General features: G+C 59.5%; 20 protein-coding genes. 8 read left to right on the top strand and 12 right to left on the bottom strand.

Annotation, left to right across the window (positions count from 1 at the left end):
* The first annotated feature begins 1 nt into the window (after window position 1).
* From FJ988_RS19165 to virB11, 6 genes are read left to right on the top strand one after another with little or no spacing between them, the layout of a single operon-like run.
* Window positions 2-937, top strand: coding sequence for a type IV secretion system protein (locus tag FJ988_RS19165; protein WP_181183591.1), 936 nt, complete (start codon window positions 2-4; stop codon window positions 935-937).
* Between the two features lie 35 nt (window positions 938-972).
* Complete coding sequence (locus FJ988_RS19160; protein WP_140819909.1) at window positions 973-1248, top strand: hypothetical protein; 276 nt, start codon at window positions 973-975, stop codon at window positions 1246-1248.
* Window positions 1249-1251: 3 nt separating this feature from the next.
* Window positions 1252-1923, top strand: coding sequence for a virB8 family protein (locus FJ988_RS19155; protein WP_140819908.1), 672 nt, complete (start codon window positions 1252-1254; stop codon window positions 1921-1923).
* Entirely contained in the window at window positions 1923-2777 is an 855-nt protein-coding gene (virB9, locus tag FJ988_RS19150; RefSeq protein WP_140819907.1) for a P-type conjugative transfer protein VirB9, read from the top strand. The genes FJ988_RS19155 and virB9 overlap by 1 nt, the downstream gene beginning before the upstream one ends.
* 9 nt (window positions 2778-2786) lie before the next feature.
* A complete protein-coding gene (gene virB10, locus FJ988_RS19145; RefSeq protein ID WP_140819906.1) occupies window positions 2787-3959 on the top strand; it encodes a type IV secretion system protein VirB10 in 1173 nt (390 codons plus the stop codon).
* Window positions 3960-3968: 9 nt separating this feature from the next.
* Window positions 3969-4955: a P-type DNA transfer ATPase VirB11 gene (gene virB11 / locus FJ988_RS19140; RefSeq protein ID WP_140819905.1), complete on the top strand. Its 987-nt coding sequence runs from the start codon at window positions 3969-3971 to the stop codon at window positions 4953-4955.
* A 17-nt stretch (window positions 4956-4972) separates the two neighbouring features.
* On the opposite strand, the gene FJ988_RS19135 is transcribed toward virB11, so the two are convergent.
* The 3 genes from FJ988_RS19135 to FJ988_RS19125 all read right to left on the bottom strand — a co-directional run bounded on the left by FJ988_RS19135 (window position 4973) and on the right by FJ988_RS19125 (window position 6663).
* Complete coding sequence (locus FJ988_RS19135; RefSeq protein WP_181183749.1) at window positions 4973-5809, bottom strand: thermonuclease family protein; 837 nt, start codon at window positions 5807-5809, stop codon at window positions 4973-4975.
* Window positions 5810-5939: 130 nt separating this feature from the next.
* Window positions 5940-6221, bottom strand: a complete 282-nt coding sequence (locus tag FJ988_RS19130) for a hypothetical protein (protein WP_140819904.1) — start codon at window positions 6219-6221, stop codon at window positions 5940-5942.
* A gap of 256 nt (window positions 6222-6477) precedes the next feature.
* Window positions 6478-6663 (bottom strand): DUF3606 domain-containing protein, encoded by a 186-nt coding sequence (locus FJ988_RS19125; RefSeq protein ID WP_140819903.1) that lies wholly within the window; start codon window positions 6661-6663, stop codon window positions 6478-6480.
* A gap of 131 nt (window positions 6664-6794) precedes the next feature.
* Between FJ988_RS19125 and FJ988_RS19120 the strand changes: the two genes are divergently transcribed.
* The gene (locus FJ988_RS19120) at window positions 6795-7673 is read left to right on the top strand and encodes an RNA ligase family protein (protein WP_140819902.1); all 879 of its coding nucleotides are present in this window, start codon (window positions 6795-6797) and stop codon (window positions 7671-7673) included.
* Window positions 7674-7830: 157 nt separating this feature from the next.
* Here the strand turns inward: FJ988_RS19120 and FJ988_RS19115 are convergent, their stop codons facing one another.
* From FJ988_RS19115 to FJ988_RS19105, 3 genes are read right to left on the bottom strand one after another with little or no spacing between them, the layout of a single operon-like run.
* Window positions 7831-8076, bottom strand: coding sequence for a hypothetical protein (locus FJ988_RS19115; RefSeq protein WP_140819901.1), 246 nt, complete (start codon window positions 8074-8076; stop codon window positions 7831-7833).
* A complete protein-coding gene (locus FJ988_RS19110) occupies window positions 8073-8366 on the bottom strand; it encodes a hypothetical protein (protein ID WP_140819900.1) in 294 nt (97 codons plus the stop codon). The genes FJ988_RS19115 and FJ988_RS19110 overlap by 4 nt, the downstream gene beginning before the upstream one ends.
* A 12-nt stretch (window positions 8367-8378) precedes the next feature.
* The gene (locus FJ988_RS19105; RefSeq protein WP_140819899.1) at window positions 8379-8591 is read right to left on the bottom strand and encodes a hypothetical protein; all 213 of its coding nucleotides are present in this window, start codon (window positions 8589-8591) and stop codon (window positions 8379-8381) included.
* A gap of 43 nt (window positions 8592-8634) precedes the next feature.
* Here FJ988_RS19105 and FJ988_RS19100 point away from each other — a divergent pair, with 43 nt between their 5' ends.
* The gene (locus FJ988_RS19100; protein ID WP_140819898.1) at window positions 8635-8952 is read left to right on the top strand and encodes a hypothetical protein; all 318 of its coding nucleotides are present in this window, start codon (window positions 8635-8637) and stop codon (window positions 8950-8952) included.
* Window positions 8953-8966: 14 nt separating this feature from the next.
* On the opposite strand, the gene FJ988_RS19095 is transcribed toward FJ988_RS19100, so the two are convergent.
* The 6 genes from FJ988_RS19095 to FJ988_RS19065 all read right to left on the bottom strand — a co-directional run bounded on the left by FJ988_RS19095 (window position 8967) and on the right by FJ988_RS19065 (window position 14937).
* On the bottom strand, window positions 8967-9257 hold the full coding sequence (locus tag FJ988_RS19095; protein ID WP_140819897.1) for a hypothetical protein: 291 nt from the start codon (window positions 9255-9257) through the stop codon (window positions 8967-8969).
* Between the two features lie 257 nt (window positions 9258-9514).
* Window positions 9515-9964 carry a MucR family transcriptional regulator gene (locus FJ988_RS19085; protein ID WP_140819895.1) on the bottom strand — a complete coding sequence of 150 codons (450 nt, stop codon included), beginning with the start codon at window positions 9962-9964 and terminating at the stop codon, window positions 9515-9517.
* 308 nt (window positions 9965-10272) lie between these two features.
* Entirely contained in the window at window positions 10273-10482 is a 210-nt protein-coding gene (locus tag FJ988_RS19080; RefSeq protein WP_140819894.1) for a cold-shock protein, read from the bottom strand.
* A 349-nt stretch (window positions 10483-10831) separates the two neighbouring features.
* Window positions 10832-12085 carry an ATP-binding protein gene (locus FJ988_RS19075; protein WP_140819893.1) on the bottom strand — a complete coding sequence of 418 codons (1254 nt, stop codon included), beginning with the start codon at window positions 12083-12085 and terminating at the stop codon, window positions 10832-10834.
* A 232-nt stretch (window positions 12086-12317) separates the two neighbouring features.
* A complete protein-coding gene (locus tag FJ988_RS19070; RefSeq protein WP_140819892.1) occupies window positions 12318-13334 on the bottom strand; it encodes an RcgR family putative quorum lactone hydrolase in 1017 nt (338 codons plus the stop codon).
* The gene (locus FJ988_RS19065; protein WP_140819891.1) at window positions 13324-14937 is read right to left on the bottom strand and encodes an RcgA family putative transporter; all 1614 of its coding nucleotides are present in this window, start codon (window positions 14935-14937) and stop codon (window positions 13324-13326) included. The genes FJ988_RS19070 and FJ988_RS19065 overlap by 11 nt, the downstream gene beginning before the upstream one ends.
* Window positions 14938-15037 lie beyond the last annotated feature (100 nt).

Below are 15037 nucleotides of genomic sequence, written 5' to 3'. Positions count from 1 at the left end.
CATGTATGAGGTGTTCGCCTTCGTCGACGAGCAGTTCAAGACCCCATTGGAGACCTTCATCTCCGATGGCACCTCGAACATCTCCGAATGGGTTTCGGGGCCTCTCACGGCGGCAGTCACCCTCTACATCGTGCTCTATGGTTATCTCGTCCTGCGCGGCTCGGTGCAGGAACCGATCCTGGATTTCGCCTACCGGGCGATCAAGCTCGCCATCATCGTCATGCTGGTGAAGAACGCCGGCGAGTATCAGACCTATGTCGCAAACATCTTCTTCGACGTACTCCCGCGCGAAATCTCCCAGGCGCTGAACACCGGCACGGCGCCGAGCGCTTCCACCTTCGACAGCCTGCTCGACAAGGGGCAGGCCTCCGCGACCGATATCTGGTCGCGCGCCTCCTGGCCCGTCGATATCGTCACGGGCGTCGCCGGCATGATGGTGATCGGCGCGAGCTTCATCGTCGCGGCGATCGGCTACATCGTCTCTCTCTACGCCCGCCTGGCGTTGGCCATCGTGCTGGCGATCGGCCCGATCTTCGTGGCGCTCGCCATGTTCCAGGCAACCCGCCGTTTCACCGAGGCGTGGATCGGACAGCTTGTAAACTTCGTGATCCTGCAGGTCCTGGTGGTCGCCGTGGGCTCCCTGTTGATCACCTGCATCGACACCACCTTCACATCGATAGAGGGCTACAGCGATGTGCTGATGCGGCCGATCGCGCTTTGCGCCATCTGCCTCGCTGCTCTCTATGTCTTCTATCAGCTCCCCAACATCGCTTCGGCGCTCGCCGCCGGCGGGGCCTCGTTGACCTACGGCTACGGGGCGGCGCGTGACGCCCACGAAAGCACGCTCGCCTGGACGGCATCCCATATCGTCCGTGCCGGCGGCCGCGGTTTCCGCGCGGCCGGCCGGACCCTCACCTCGAAACGCGTCAGCTCATGACGCCTTTCGCACCAACAAGAAAAAGGCCTTCCGGAATGATCCGAATTCTCCCGCTGGTTTGCATGGCGGCACTCTTCAGCGGCTGCGCATCGCTGTCCTACCCGCTTCCCAAATGCGACGGCTATTCGCGCCGGCCCCTCAATCGCTCGATGTGGGAATGGCAAGACAACAAGACCCTCACCGAGAAGCATTCGGATGCAGAACCGGCGATCTCCGAGCCGGTGGCCGCAGCCTATCTCGAAGAGGGCAGGGGACTGCCCGCCTTCGCCCGTTTTGACATCGCAGCATCCAATCGTCCTTGCGGAGCGTGACGCATGGTCTTAGGGGACGAACTCAAAACATACTTCGAGAAGGCGCGGCGCTTCGATCAGGACCGTATGGTTCAGATCGAACGCTCGGCGCGTATCGCCTGGTCCGTGGCAATCGTGGCCGGCGTCCTCGCCGGCATTTCGATCTTCGCCGTCGCGGCCTTGACCCCGCTGAAGACGGCGGAGCCGTTTGTCGTGCGGGTGGACAATTCGACAGGCATCGTCGATGTCGTCTCCGCGCTGACGGCGACGGCGGGCACCTATGACGAAGCCGTCACCAAATACTTCGCCGCCAAATATGTGCGCGCCAGGGAAGGTTATGTCTGGAGCGAGGCGGAGGAGAATTATCGCACCGTCGCCCTGCTGTCGACACAGCCGGAGCAGACGCGATTTTCGGCGCTCTATCGTGGCAGCAACCCGGAGTCGCCGCAGAACACCTATGGGCGCGGCGCCACAGTACGCATCAATATCGCGTCGATCTCGCTGATCAATCCGAATGTCGTGTCCGTCCGCTACATGCGCACGATTACCCGCGGCGAGGAGGTTCGGACAACCCATTGGGTTGCGACGCTCACCTTCGCTTACGTGAATGCGCCGATGTCGTCGACGGATCGGCTGGTGAACCCTCTCGGCTTCGTGGTCAGCGAATACCGGGCCGATCCGGAGGCCATCAACTGATGCGCACAATCGCAATTGCCACTCTCCTGCTGGCGGCCTCCGCCTCCACCGCACTTGCCCTCGAAATTCCTCGCGGCGCATCGCAGGACAGCCGTGTGCGCTTTGTCGACTACCAGCCCTACAACATCACCCGCATCGTCGGTTCATTGCGCTCCTCTGTGCAGGTGGAATTCTCGGCCGATGAGGAGATCGCCCATGTCGCGCTCGGCAACAGCGTCGCCTGGGAGGTCGCGCCGGCTGGCAACATCCTGTTTCTCAAACCCCGGGAAAATCAGCCGATCACCAATATCTCCGTCGTGACCACCCGTCGTGACGGCTCAACCCGCAGCTACCAGATGGAGCTGACCGTAAGGGATGGAACGGTTGAGGTGGGCCAGAATACCTATTTCTACGTCAAGTATCGCTATCCGGCTGACGAAGCCGAACGCCGACGACAGGCTGCGGCGGCGCGAACCGTCGCGGCGCAGGCGAAGGAGGCCGACAACGTGCTCGCCCTTCACGAAGCCTACGGGCCGCGAAACTGGCGCTACTCAGCCCAAGGCTCCCAGGCACTGGAACCGGAAACGGTCTACGACAATGGCAAGGTGACGACGTTCGCCTTCGTCGGCAACCAGGAGATGCCCGCCATCTACATCGAGAACTCAGACGGCAGCGAGAGCCTGGTGCCCAAATCCGTCGACGGCAACCTGGTCCTGGTCCACGCGATCAGCCGCAAGTTCATCCTGCGCAGGGGAGGGGACGTGCTTTGCGTCTTCAACGAGGCCTATGACCGCGTCGGCATCAATCCCGATACCAACACGACCTCGCCATCGGTCGAGCGCGTCATGCGGACCGACGCCGCCGCAACGCGATAGGAGACGGTCATGACACAGGAAAACGAAGGCCGGATTCCGGGCGAGCGGGCCGAAACCATCGCGGCCAGGCGGATCGACAACAATCCCACCCTGAAGCGAGGCGCCGTGGCGCTGGCGGTGGTCGCCTTTGTTGCCTTCGCCTTGTGGTCCATGAGCGGCGAAAAGTCGCCGTCGGACAAGACAAAGCCTGAGCGGGTGGTCATTCGCCAGACGACGAGTTTCGAGCCGGCTAAGGAGCAAGTGGAACCGGTCGTAGCCCGCCCGGAAGTGAAACTACCGACCCCTGTTGTGACCGAGCAGGCCAAGGAAGAAGATCCGCTGCTCGACTCGGCGCGCCGCGCGCCCGTCATGGCCTACGGCGGTGGACAGAAGGATGCGGGATCGAGCCGGGATACCGGCGGCTCTGCGACATCGACAGAGGGCGACTACCTGCCGCTCGACGGAAACATGATAGGACAGAACGCGGCCAATGCCGATCAACAGCGGTTTGATGGCCTGCTGCGGCCGACCCGGCTTGAGGGCTCGCGCGCCGGCACACTCGGCAACCGCAATTACATCGTCGCCATGGGAACCTCGATGCCTTGCGTCCTGGAGACCGCCATGGCGTCGGATCAGCCTGGCTTCGCAAGCTGTGTGATCAACCGCGACGTCCTCTCCGACAATGGCAGGGTCGTGCTGATGGAGAAGGGAACCCAGGTCGTCGGCGAATACCGTGGCGGCCTTCAGCGCGGGCAGAAGCGTCTCTTCGTGCTCTGGAACCGCGCAAAGACGCCGAAGGGCGTGATCGTCACGCTCGCATCGCCTGCGACGGACGCCCTCGGCCGCGCCGGCGTCGACGGCTACGTCGACACCCATTGGTGGGAGCGATTCGGCAGCGCACTGCTTCTTTCCGTCGTCGGTGATGCGACCAGCTACGCCAGCAGCCGGCTGCAAGACAGCGGTGTCGATGCACAAGATACGACGAGCGCAGGCCAGCAGGCCGCGGCCATTGCCGTCGAGCAGTCGATCAACATTCCACCGACACTCAACAAGCACCAGGGCGAACTCGTCTCGATTTTCGTGGCGCGCGATCTCGACTTTTCCAATGTCTATCGGCTCCGCGTGACGGAGCCCAGGAACCGCATCTTCGATCGCGCCGTGCTGGGCGATTTCAGCCCGCCGTCGACGGTCATAACCAAGTAGCGCGGGATAATGGTCGAGGGAACTGACGCTGCAGTCGTTCGCGAGCTCCTCTCACCATTGGCGCCATTCCTGGCCAATGGGTCTCTATACGAAGTGATCGTGAACCGGCCTGGTCAGATGCTGACGGAAGGCACCAATGGCTGGCGCACCCATGACATGCCGGAACTGACCTTCGAGAAGCTGATGCGTCTTGCCCGCGCAGTGGCGACTTTCTCCAACCAGTCGATTGACGAGAGGCGACCAATCCTCTCGGCGACACTTCCAGGCGATGAGCGCATTCAGATCGTCATCCCGCCCGCGACAACGACGGAGACGGTGAGCCTCACAATCCGCAAACCCTCGTCATTGAACCTTACCCTCGATGATCTGGAGGGAAGTGGGTTCTTCAGCGAAGTCAAGGCCACCGGACACGGAGACGCCGAAAGTGACGAGAAGCTGAAAGCCCTTTATGACGCGGGCTGCTACAAGGATTTCCTGCGCGAGGCGGTGATTGCGAGGAAAAACATCGTGATCTCGGGGGCGACGGGATCGGCGAAGACGACTCTGTCAAAAGCGCTGATCCGGCACATTCCCGCGCAGGAGCGCATTATCTCCATCGAGGACACACCTGAACTCGTCATCCCGCAGCATAACCACGTCCGCCTCTTCTATTCCAAAGGAGGGCAGGGGCTGTCATTAGCCGGGCCGAAAGAGCTGCTGGAAGCGTGCCTTCGTATGCGCCCGGATCGAATCCTGCTTCAGGAGCTCCGCGACGGGAGCGCGTTCTATTACATCCGAAACGTGAACTCCGGCCACCCGGGGTCGATCACAACCGTGCATGCTCACTCGGCGACGCTGGCCTTCGAGCAATTGGCTCTGTTAATCAAGGAATCCGAGGGCGGCCGCAACCTTGAGCACGACGACATCCGCAGCCTTCTCAGGGTATCCATCGACATTATCGTCCAGTGCAAGCGTGTCGGCGAACGGTTCCGTGTGACTGAAATACAGACGATATGACCCGGCTGCCTGTTAGTTCAACACAGTGTTTCGCACGCGACCCCGTCGCCGTCCCGATCCAGCTTCCGACCCCACGAGCAGTTGTGGAGATACCATTGGGCGTCATCGCACGAACCGATCTGCGAGCAGTACCGCCGCGGCTCGCATGAATAGCCGCTCTGCGCGACCAGCTTGTGGCTATTGACGATGCCGAGCGGCTGGCTCGTCGGCGCCGCGCCGTCGGCATGCGACGCGCGCCAATCCCAAGGCGCTTGGAAGTTGCCAACCCATAGGCCGACCTTCGCCGTCTCTGCCGTCGTTTGCAGCGCCGCATACGCGCCGTGGCTGTAGCGGGGCCAATCGAGCGCCTGACCGTGCTCGACCATCCACGCCGCCACGCTGGCGCCATCGGCGCGCCGGCAGTCGCCGACGAAGCGGTGATAGCGGTCCCAAGCCACGAACCTGCACTGCACCGGCCTCGAGGCGGCCAGGAAGCTATCGAGCGCTTCCGCCGATCGCCGGCCGCGGGGATATTCGTAGCCTTTGGCATCGTCGCAGTACTGCTTGCTCTCCGGGGCGTCGATGCCGTTGAAGCGGATCCGCTGGCCGTGAACTTCGATCGTGTCGCCGTCGATGACAGACGCTACGCCGGTGATCGGGTTCGGCTGCTTCAGTCCGATCAAGGTCTGCAGATTGACTTCCCGCAAGCTGTCGGCGTGCCTCATGGCGACTTGTGCGGCCAGCGCGCCGGCCGCGGCGGCCGTTACGAAGATCAGGCGTCGGGGCACGCTCACCCACCTCAGGGTGCGCGAGCGCCGCGCGCCGGTGCGCTTGCGCCATTGATCAGATCGATTGTCGTGGCGAGACTTGTCCAAGCTCTCCCCCTGCCCGGAAGGATGCTCTGAAATAGGATCGAAGTCCAGCTGCGCTCTATACGGAGACTATATTGCGCGGGACTGCAAATTCACTCGGAGAGCATGGCAAGTCGCTAAGGGATGGTTCGTGCTATGGCTGGATCAGCGCGCCACCATATTGCGCCCACAATCGGTCGCAGTCCCATTTCCTCAGGCTTGGCGTTCCTGGCAACCCGTAGAGAACGATCGCGCCCCGAACGTCGTATCCAAGCACCGACGCATTGGCGACGAACTGGATCGCGTGTCCTAAGCTGATGGCACCAATTCGTGTTTCAAGCTTGCTGGTAAGGTCGATCACCCCGAAGACGTCCGCGTTTGCGCCTCTGCCGGCCAGCACAGCCGTCGAGATCGCATCGTCCAAGGCAAGGAGCATCGCGTAAGTCCCCGAAGTAGCAGCGCTTGCTAACTTTCGTGCGCGAGATTTGTTCCGCGTCCCTGAAACGATTTGTGATCAGCTATCCAGTTCAAGTGCCTCGTGGTCCGACTGTCCATGCCAAATGACTTGCCGGAGATCGCGCCGGTCGACCGATTGACCGCATTTCCTGCAGTCGTAGAAGTGATCCTGTTCCCGGGGAGAGTCGCCGCCATGTCTTCGCCCGACGATGGGCGGGCCAAGGTCGAAAGCTTCGTCACCCCCGCAACTTTCTCGCTTCGCGCTCCAAGGTCTTCCGGTCGTTCCCGTGATGGCCGATCAGTTCTCGAACTTGCTCTGGCGTGATCCGGTGCTGTTTGGCGAAGTAGCGGACCTCGTAATCTTCATCTGCCGAGACGCGGTCGCGGTCTCGGAAATCGCGTTTCGTCCTGTCGTCTGCCATTGCCGTTCCTCCTCCTGGTCGAGAAACAACCGCAGCGGGCCGGGCACGTTCCCTGCTTCTTTAGTAGGCGCTAACGGAACACTTGCGTCTGTGCGATATTGAATCAAATTCTAGTTTCGCGTGGGTTTTCGATGCGTAAGCCTGCCGGCGGCGCCCGGCTACCCTTCATCCGTCCAATGGAGCCCGAGCTGGTCGAGCAGCCGCCCAAGGGCGAGGAGTGGACCCACGAGGTCAAGTTCGACGGCTATCGCACCCAGGTGATCAAGGACGCCGACGGCATCCGGTTCTTCACCAAGAACGGTTTCGACTGGACGACCAAATATCGGACGCTTGCGGACGAAGCCGCGGCGCTCGACGCGGAAAGCTTCATCATCGAAGGCGAAACGATCGTAACCAACGAAGCCGGGTTGTCGGACTTCCACGCGCTGCGTTCGGCCATTACCAGCCGACCGCAGGACCTCTATCTGGTCGCATTCGATCTCCTGTACCTCAACGGTCACGATCTGCGCGACATGGCCTTGAAGGACCGTCGCGAGGTGCTGCAGGCGTTGATCCCCACCGGCGGCCATATCCAATTCAGCGAGGCGCTGCCTGGCGCTGGCGACGCCGTCTACCACCTCGCATGCGAAGCCGGCTTGGAAGGCATCGTGTCGAAGCGGTTGGATAGCGTCTACCGCAGCGGCTCGACGATGAACTGGCGGAAGATCAAGTGCTACGTCGAGAAGGAAATGGACATTATTGGCGTGAAGCGAGAGAGCGGCAAGCCGGCGATGGTGCTGATGTCGGATCAGGGCCGCTATATGGGCGGCGCGATCGTCACGTTCAAAGCGGACAAACGGCAGGCTCTATGGGACCTTGCGCAGAAAAAGGCCGGCGCTCCTGCGCCGAAAGGGTTGGCGAAGGAAAAGGCCGAGTGGCTGAAGGCAGGTCTGGTCGGTCGTGTGAAGTTCCTGAAGGGCGAGGAAAAGCTTCGCCACGCCTCGCTTAGGGACTTCAGAGACGTCGGCTAGAGATGCGGCTATTCGAACTCGCGATTGGCCTTTCGGATAGACATCCGCTTTTCACGCGCGCTGTCGAAACCAGCCCGATCGTCTGTTCTGCTGCGGATCTGGTTGCCGATGTGCGTCAAGTGCACTGAAGCGCAATCGCACGCCGCCAGGCTCGGCGCTAGAACGTCTTTCCAGTCCGCTGCATCGCCCACGCAATTGCCAGTTCGGTCTCGACCCTGGCGTTTTCCTTTTGGGTCATGTTGTCCGCCACGACGAGCCGGCGAAGCGACCGCATGACCTCACCGCGGTTCCAGCCGGCCTCGAGCATGCAGTCCACGATCGCTTGAAAGCCCGGCTCCATGGCTTCCTGACAGTCGATCTCCCGATCAGAGTACTTGCTGGCGTGCCTTGGTGCGTTGATCATGCGTTGCCTCCCACGAAGGTGTCGTCGTCCAACTGGTGCGGAACCGGCAGATAGGCATTCGCCACAAGCCACTCGCCGACGATCGCTTCCACCAGATCCGACTTAGCCTTACCCATCTCGGCGGCCAAGTCGTTCAGCACCTCATCGGTTTGCGGATCGAGACCGAGTCCACCGACGTTTCTGAGCAGCAGCGCAGCCCTTCGGAGCATCACTTGCAAATCGGCCCGCGAAGCGTCTGCGATATGGTCGGCAGCGCTTTCGAGCTTCTGCACGAATTGATGGCGGGACATCGGCCATGCTCCCTAAAGGAATTTCTCGCCTTCGCCGCGGTGCTCGAAACAGAACCAATGGGGCGCCTGCTTCGGCTTGGCAAAGCCCCACCCAGCATCCTTGCCGCAGCCGTCGTGCTCGCAAACGTGGTGCTGCACGCCGGGCGGTGTGGCGTATTCGGGTTGCTGCAGTCTGATTTCGTCGCTCACAGGCAAAAGTGAACAAAATGAGAACGAAAGAGTCAAGCGACCCCTTGACCGGATGGGAATATGTTCTCAACTCGAATGCATGCCCGAGCAACCGGAGAAATGGCCGCGCGGCGCCGCCTGGACCCTGACGCATGCACATGACGCTGGGCAAGTGGCGGGCATCCGCTGCGCCCGCTGCAACGTAACGCGCTACTACAAACCACTCGAATTGCGGGAGGTGATCGGCAATGTCACGATCGACGAGGTGAGGGATAAGGTGCGCTGCCAGCAGTGTAAGAGCCGGGAGTGGATGAGCGCGCAGCTATTCCATCCTACCGGCGAGCAGGCGCACACAATCCGCTATCGTCGCCTGGTCGAAATTCGTTGGGAAAAGCGGGTTGTCTGGCGCGATGAGTAGCGGCGCCCGAGTTCCTACTCGTCGCTGTCTTCGTCGTCGTTCTCATCGCCGGATTGGTTGTTCCGATTTGCGTCATCCGATTGGTCTTCGACGTACGCTTGGCAGCCTTCGTTGAATGACTGGCCATTCCCGTCGCAATCTCGCTCATCGGTGATATCGTTCCTTGCCGCCCAATCGTAGCCGGACTCGTGTCCCGAGCAGTCATCCGTGCAATCGTAGCCGTGGAAAGTCTCTTGCGCGTTTGCCGGGGCGGCGACAAAAACGGCCAGCGCGAAGGCACCAGCCCAGACAAGAATTCTGAACATCACAAAACACTCCTATCGGCGCCCCGGGCCGTCGGGTATTCTGTGACCTTGGCGAAGATGAGGCTGGATATTCGAGCCTCAGTCCCAATCCTGCTCAGGTGTAGCGGGACGGCGGTTCCAGCTTCTCACGGCGTTCAATTCATCGATGCAGACCGGGCCGGATGCGCCGCAATCATCGCATCTCATCACCACGCGGACTTCGCCTGTCACGAATGGCCATACATCGGAGCTTGTGCAAAACGGGCAAGGATCCGCGGTCACCGGGAACGCTTTTTGCCGTTGCCCTTCGCCGGTTTCACCGCAGACTTTCGGCCGAGCCCGCTCGACTTCGCGAGCGCCGAACGCTGAGCCGCACAGTTCGGCGCCACCATCGGATAGTCCGATTTCAATCCCCACTTGGCCCGGTACTCGTCGGGCGTCAAACCGTAGTGCACGCCGAGGTGGCGCTTCAACGATTTGAACTTCTTTCCGTCCTCCAGGCAGATGATGTAGTCCGGCGTCACCGACCGCCTGGGATTGACCGCCGGCTCCTGCTTCGGCTGCTCCACCCCAACCGGGTGACCGACGCCCGAAAGGGATGAATGAACCAAAGCGATGAGTTCTGGCAGGCCGGCGACGGGGACCGCGTTCTTGCTGACGTAAGCTGAGACAATATCCGCCGTCAGCCCAACAAGATCGGCGCTCGCGGCTTCGTTTTCTTCGTTCAAGTATTCGCTCCTAAATTGAGACCTGCACCCGCCCGACACAGCCATCGTGTACCGAAGTTTCAGCGATTGTCGAGATAAATACTTCCAGCTGCCTAAAGTTCATCGCCGGATATCTGCCGATGAAGTGTCCGAAGGGCAGGTTATCTAAGCGAAACTTGTTGGACCATCGGCCAAAACATCGGAAGGGGCGGACAGGCTGAACTGCGGGTTACGCCGAAGATATCGAGACGTCTTGCCGGAGCGGCGGGTGATGATGGCGGCAGAGCGCAGACTTGTCTGCTGCTTACCAGTCGGTCACCCACCGACCATCAAATGGTTCGCAACTCACCGGCTGACGTCTTTCCGGAACGTTTGTCCTGAACCAGCTCGTAGCTGATCTTCTGACCATCATTGAGGCCCCGCAAGCCGGAGCGCTCAACGGCCGATATATGCACGAACACATCGGGGCCGCCCTGATCAGGCTGAATGAAACCAAAACCCTTCTGCGAATTGAACCATTTTACCGTTCCGGTAGCCATAAAGAGTCCCTTCTTTTACAGGATGATCGCGCACTGATCGCCGGCCGAAGCATATTTCATGGCGATCATCCATTGCCAATACGGAAAAGCGCGCCGGAGTCGACAGAATGTCTGAACCGCCTCCCATAAGTCCCCATATCGTCTACGGCCGGAGGGGTGCCTGCACGAGAAATCTCGTACGCCCGACAGGATCCCAAACTTTTCGGCATCTCAGTACGTTTTCAGCGGTCTCGCCCGAGTCCTGAAAAGCGGACCTTCACCAGTGGAGCGACAAGTGGGCTTGGTGCTATAATGCTAACTAATTGATTTCTTACGATATTTTTAGTTCCATAAGATAGATTCTGCGACTTTACATCGTCCACAGGACGGACAAAGGCGCAGCCTGCAATTTCTCGCCGAACGGCGTCACGCGATCATGGTCATGCAGGACAAGGCCGCGCACGAACCGGTCCCCGACCGCTTCCTGCAACTGGCGCAACCCCCGGAAATCCTGCGGGCGTACAGTTGCCGAAGCTTTCACCTCGATGCCGACGATCCGGCCGCGCCGATCCTCGATCACGACGTCGACCTCGTCCTGATCCTTGGTACGATAGTGCGAGAGCGACACGCGCCGTTCCGACCATGAGGCGAGTTTCAGCAACTCCGAGACGACGAAGCTCTCCAGCACCGCGCCGAACCTGGACCGGTCCTCCCGCAATGCCTGTTCCTCATCCTCTCGCAAGGCTGCAAGAAGCCCGCTGTCGAGGAAATGCAGTTTCGGTGTCTTGATCAGGCGGCTCAGCCGGTTGCTCGACCAGGGCGCCAAAGTTCTGATCAGAAAAAGCCGCTCGAGGATCGCAACGTATTTCTGCGCAGTAACGCTCGAAAGTCCGAGAGCCGCGCCAAAGCTTGTATGATTGACCAGTTGACCGGCATGCTCGGCCAGAACCTGCAGCAGGCGCGGCAGCCGATCGAGCTGTTCAAGATTGGCAACGTCACGCACGTCCCGGTCCAGGACCTGGGCCACATAGTCTTCGAGCCACGCGATCCGGCGGGCCGCTGCTGGCCTACGCAATGCTTCCGGATAGCCGCCCCGCAGGACGAGTGCGACCAGTTCGTCGCCGAGGGGCGAATTCTCCGCTGCGACGGGCTCCTCGCCTGCGAACATACGATCCAGCAGTCGACCCGGCGTGGAACGGATTTCCGATTGGGCGAACGGCAAAAGCGAGATCGTCGCCATTCGTCCAGCAAGGGAATCGGCAACCATCGGCATGGTGGACAGATTGGCGGAACCCGTCAGCAAGAACCTGCCTGGCTCGACATTCCGATCGACGCTCTCCTTGATCGCCAGCATTAGTTCCGGCACCCTTTGGACCTCGTCGATCACGGCGTGGTCGAGACCTCGCACGAACCCCACCGGGTCGGCACGGGCCGCGCTCAATGCGCCGGCATCATCGAGAGTGACAAAGGGACGATCAGGCCCTGAGAATTGCCTTGCAAGCGTCGTCTTGCCAGCCTGACGCGGGCCAACGACCAGGACGACCCGCGTATCAGAAAGCGCAGTCTCGACCAGCGGACCGGCTTTCCGATCGATGAGATGATGTGACGATATCGAACTGGCCATGCGTCTATACTTAACGCAAGCCCCGTCCAATTTAAAGCGTCATGCCGTCTGATTTTAGTGGCTACCATCGGTCGCAGACCCTGGCCGCACTCGCGCACACGATCTAAAGCGACAGCCTCGTCCTTATCGGCACCTTCGCGCGAACTGGCAGTAGTCTCGGCGCATCGGGCTGTCGCGATAAGGCCGGCTCAAAAGAAAGGATAAACGCCAAGCCCTAAAAAACTGGGCAAGATCAGGCTCGAGGTACTGCACACGACAGAAACCGCTTTAAGCTCAATCCGGCCAACAAAATGTAAGGCGGCATAGCGAGCGAATAGTGGCCACAGTTCAATTTGAGAATATTTGGCCTGGCTCCGGCGGCCTTCAGCCGCTGCATGAACCTCTCCGATAGCTCTGGCAACACCACTTTGTCTCTCTTAGCCAACACAACGTGAAGATCGAGATCAGGCCGTGACAAACTATGCGCATAATTCTCCAAGTTAAGTGGACCCCAGGCCCTTCTGAGATCAGTCAGCTCAATCTCAGGGTCAAGGCTATCGCGTATCAATCGTGTCGCGCGACCCGTCCAAACCATATCCGCCAGACTCCCCGCCGTCAGAAACAACGAGGCTTTTGACACAGCTGGGTCGTGCGCAGCGATCAACCCTGCGACCCAGGAGCCTAAGCTCATACCGAGAACCGAAATCTTACAATAGCCTTCGCTCTTCAACCAACGTATGAGTTTTCGCCCATCCCATACTGCCTGCCTGATAGATTGGATCGTTCTACCGAGATTAGGGCTAAGCATATAATCGGCGTGCACGGAGCCGGGACGGCTGCGCTCGAAATGATAAGGCATAGCAATCTCGACAACCGTGATGCCACGCTGCGAGAAAAAGTTGGCAATCCGAGGATTCCGCGCGCTTGCATTCCAATGGTGAAAAATCACCATCGCCTGATCGAACGACCGGCTTTCTGTGATTTTCGCCCAGACGACATTGTTCTCTTCGATGTCAGTAGAAATGCCCGAAGGGAATTTTAGCCACCCATCTTCCCTTTCAAAACCCTGATCACTCCCACTCGGCTCATCGAAAAAGGCTGGATCAGCAAAGGCCTGGTCCGCAAGGAAACAAAACTCCTCAATACTTGCTATCTTCTTCGCACCTGGAAAGGCGCGGTCCGCGTCAAGGACGAAATCCGTTGTTTTCTTCCCCTCCTCACCGCGTCGCGCCCGCAGCTCATCCCAACGATCAAGCCAACTATGATACACTCTGATTTTTTCCTAACTCACTCGCTCGCCATTGCCCAAACCCAGGATCAATTAGGCCGTAAATCGCAAGCAGCACTCCAACGCCCAGAAGGATCGAAAAGCCAGCAAATGCGTCGATCAGCAAGTAGCCAGCGACGAGTAGCGCTACGACCGCCGACATCCTCCACAAAGGCATACCAAACCGACGTTCGACACCTAAGCGGATGGATCCATACAGAAATACAACACAGGTCGAAATAGCGATAAGAAGGCTGCTGTAATGCGTTGGCCTACGAAAGCTGATCCCGGCGCTCACATCATTGCGCCCATAGAAGGCCGAAGACATATCGCCGACCAACCAGGCAACAATATTCTCTCCACGCGATGTCAGGTAAGCGCTCTGGAGCTTCATGACTATGGCGATCAGAAGTCCTAAAACAGTACACCGAAAAACCCCACGCATCACCCTGAGACTGGCGTCGTTGAGCTCGTGTTGATAATCCACCCTCGGCCCATTACTCGCTGCTTCTCCAATTCTCCAAAGATCGTGGATCATAGTATAAAGCAGAATGAGACCTACGAAGAACAGCCAAAAGCACAGGCACATGTATAGGTAAGCGAGCCCAGTGAACACGACCGCCATCGGCACCGATATGACCTCAGGGCGCACATTCGCTAACGAGCCCCAATCCGTCGCATAGTTGCCACCACCTTTCATCAACGGGATCAATGACACGCCGATCCACTGAAAAAGACCGGCGAACAGCACACAAATCAAAAAAACCGCCCAATATGCATACGAAGAAGCTTCTACGTTGCGCGCCCAGGCATCGCTGCTTTCCATCCGGTCGCCCTGCGCTATAAGCTTTGCGCGTCCCTCATCTTTCCAAAAGGTCACGAGCTCGGCCACGAAGACAAAAAACAGCGGCAAAAAAGCCATGAAGACGAATGTCCAATTCGCTGCCCACAGAAACCCAACCTGCTTGACGACGCCATCCGCCCGGCCATACGTCACGTTGTGAATCCCCGTGATATAAGACAAAAACCCAAGAGCGGTGACACCTGCAAACACCGACGCCGGTAAATTCAGGGGAGATCCGTGACTAAAAATCGCCTCCGATCTCCTCGCCAAACTAAAACGGCGCCTCGGCCCCTTGCCGTCAGTATCCCGGGGCGGCTCTGCCGGGGACTCTGACTCATCATTGAACGTGGCAGTGCGTGCCATATCTGGAACCGCCAGCGCATCGCCTCTTCCCGCTCGCTTCCATTCTCGTCTCTTGGCCGTTAATCGCGATTGCGCCGCACTAAGCTCCATCTGCCATTCCCTAGTCGCCACCGGATCATCGCACCCAAAAACCCTCGCCAGCCAACGAATGTTGGCAGTGCTAATTCCCTTCTCGTTCTCTTGAAACCAGAGCTGCACCGTTCGCAGATCGACCCCAGCCCGGTTGGAATCAATCTGGGAAATCGCCTCTGCAAGAAGCTCGGGCGTCCATGGGCCTGCAGGAAACCCATCTTTGCCCAATGGCCGACCCGCACCGGCCGCGGCTAATCGTTTGAATACTTCTTTGAAATCACTCCCGTCTCTCGGCGGAGGGAGAAATAACTTTCCGTTCTTTAGCAATGACTTACAGACTCTGGTTTCGTTCCGTTTCGCTAGACTTCGTATCCTATCGCGCCCTCGTCCTCAATCAACGTTTACCTGTGGCCGAAGGGAGCTAATG

The sequence above is a fragment of the Mesorhizobium sp. CU3 genome (genome assembly GCF_006442965.1).
GTDB lineage: Bacteria > Pseudomonadota > Alphaproteobacteria > Rhizobiales > Rhizobiaceae > Mesorhizobium.
This window is presented reverse-complemented; position numbering and strand designations above follow the sequence as displayed.